This is a genomic window from uncultured Nitrospira sp., assembly GCA_902500695.1.
In the GTDB taxonomy this organism is placed as follows: Bacteria; Nitrospirota; Nitrospiria; order Nitrospirales; family UBA8639; genus Nitrospira_E.
This window is the reverse complement of the sequence record CABVRQ010000002.1, coordinates 14840-17735: the sequence shown is the minus strand read 5'-3', so window position 1 is coordinate 17735 and position 2896 is coordinate 14840. Positions and strand designations below refer to the sequence as shown.

Here is a 2896-nt window from a genome sequence, read left to right as displayed (position 1 = left end):
GTATGGATATCCGCGATGGGACCGCTCCTGACTAATTTCCCGGTCTTAGGATCATGATAGGTCGATCCCACCGGTTCAACGACTAATGTACCGAATCCGCCATGTGGCCATGTGGTGGCCCCGAAGGCGTGGTCATGCCAAAACACCGTCCCCACATCCGCATCCGCCCAGAGTCGTGCCCGCACAAATTCCACAGTCACGATATCCCCCACTGGATGATCATGCATCAATGGTCGGACAAAGGTAATGGTGTCACCTTTAATTGATTTGATGCGACGAATCTCATTGCCTTTGACATTATCCGCACCAACCAGCAATTCCGTATTGACATGGTATTGCGCCGCGTTTTTCACCTTAATGCTGGAATCACCCTTTTTGGCTTTAGCCGTAAAGACGGTATTCATCGGCACGGGCAGACCTTTTTTGTTCTTTTTCTCCAGCATGGTAAACGGACGAACAGACTGCTCGTACGAAAAACCGGTAATCACTCCATCCGATGCTTGATTGTCGAATTGGAGAAAATGAGGATGAATGTTGATTTTAGAGGATTGGAAGTTGGTAAAATCGTCATCCAACCATTCGCTGGTCAGCGTATAGTCTATGCAGTCATAAATATTGGCACGAAACACCAACGGCAATTTTTTGTCGTTATTTTTTCGTGTTTCCTCCTCTTCTTCATGGAGAACATATATCAACCCGTAGGGATCAATGACAGGATCTCCTTTACCCTGAGCGCCGGCCATTTCAATGGGAGTATTGATGAAATGAATGTTGTAATATTTTCGTCCTGCATTCTCCGGACATAAACTCCACCGGCCATTTTCTCCAGGTTTGGCTGGCTCGGAGGTTCGCAGACCATTTTCATCCTGATGAATCATTTCCAACCAGGGGGCCGGATTGTGATTTGGTGGAAACATAACCCGTTTGCCGTAATGTGGAGTCAGATGCGGCCATGATACTTTTCCCGTCCTCGACTCAAACAGAATCGGCCGTCGTTTCCCAGGAGTCCTTGATTCATACTTGGGGTTTTCAATTGTGCTTTCTTTCTCCGACATGGCTTTATTGCCATCCCATGCCCAATCCAGAACCGTCGCGTCATAGGAAAGAATTTGGCCACGTTCGTCATCTTTGTGTCCTGGCTTTCCCTGTGTGGGCAATTGAATTTCCACCCATTCTTTAATATTGACGACGGCCGGGTTTGATTTCCAATTGGTCTTTCCTTTTTCGACGATGGTGAATGTTTTCCCAAACCAATCGACTGTCTTTCCAATCAATTGATCGGAAGTGACGCCCGCCTGCATTCGACCTTTTCTATCAGGCAACTCTCTGAGATTTGGCATGACGTCTGTGCGGTTGTCGTCTGTCTGCAGGGTATTGTATACCCGCCAATACCCCCACATTCCTGAAACATAGTGATGGGCGACATGGCAATGAAACAAGAAGTCACCTGCCAGTTGTTGGCATAGGCCGGATCCACATTCCGTCTCCAAATCCAAGGCTTCTGAGGGCCCGATTACTTCCACATCAACCCTGTCGGTTTTCGTCCGGATAACCGGGTATTTTACCGGACCGTTTTTCGCGGCATGCCACATTGGCATTTGGTCAATTGCCCGTGGACTCCTTGGCCATCGGATCGTCCCGCCATGTGGATGATGGGAATGGAATACCTCTGATCCTCCATGAACTAGTCTGTATTTTGCAGGATCCCCCAAATACGATCGTGGAATCGTCGTTGGAGCATCACCAAAGGTGTATGAACTATATCCCATCGATTCGTCTTCAAATCCGAAGTATTCGTGCTGCACATGCATCATGTTGATACCGAACGGCTCACTCCGATAATTGATAGCACGAGCCCCCGGCCGGTAGGTATCAGTGAGAGGGTCCCGTTGGGGCAAGAAATCACCATGTTTGTTCACCGGACGGAACGCTTCGTCACCCACTTCATGATAAATAATTACGAACTCTCGAAAATCAGGCCCCGTCCCATTTTTAATAATGGCCTGCCATCCACTTGCCATGGGCGTGGCGTCTCCGTCTCCCAACGGATTCAAATATTCAGAGCCATGGGGTTCAACCACAAAAGTTCCCATTAGGCCCATGACCGTCAATTCTCGATCATTACTAAAGGTATGAAATTGTCTGCCGCCTTCCTGGGTGTCGGGATGGATATACCATTCCATCTCTACCGTCTTCCCTTCTTCAGCCACCGTGTCACGATTGGTGGTCGTAGCAGGCTGCCCGGTCTTGCTGATCACCATATTCGAACCATGAATGTGAAGACTGGCCTCCTCACCAAATTCAAGTTGGTTTCGGAAGGTGAATTTTACGCAATCACCTTGATTTCCTCTGATCACAAGGGGTTGAATCCATTGGTCCTGAAGACCGTTAGTCACCGCGCCTGGGTCACCATGACCATCCACCTCTCTGGCTTCGGCATTTTTGGCCTCCTCTTCCCGCACCTTATCGATGTTTTCCGTCAGGACATACATGTAGCCAGGATAGTAATCAAGCCATTGATTGAGGCTAATCTCGGCATTGATGGCCGAAATATCATATTCCCTGACAGGAGCACTGGAAGGACAATTTCCACCACTCGCTGAAACAGGCTCCACATTTTTATCAGATGCCAAAAGTAAATCCTGGCCTCCTGCGCCATATTGATGCATATTGGTCATCGTGTTGTAAAAACCGGTAGCCGTATGGTCAGCATGTTGAGCACCGGACTCGTTTTCCATTCTCAGCATGATCCGATCATGTTGGCGTTCCACCATGGCAGCCCGGTTCGGACGGCCTTCTTTGGTGTCCTCCATGATTGTCTGTCCCTTTAACCGCTCTGCCCAGCCAGGTGATTCTTGATGAACCATCCCCGTGCTGTGGATAACTTTATCCTGAA

General features: G+C 48.8%; 1 pseudogene. It reads right to left on the bottom strand.

Features of this window, described 5'->3' with window-relative positions:
• Positions 1–2896, bottom strand: a pseudogene (locus tag AAH187_RS00520) (hypothetical protein); the annotation flags it as partial.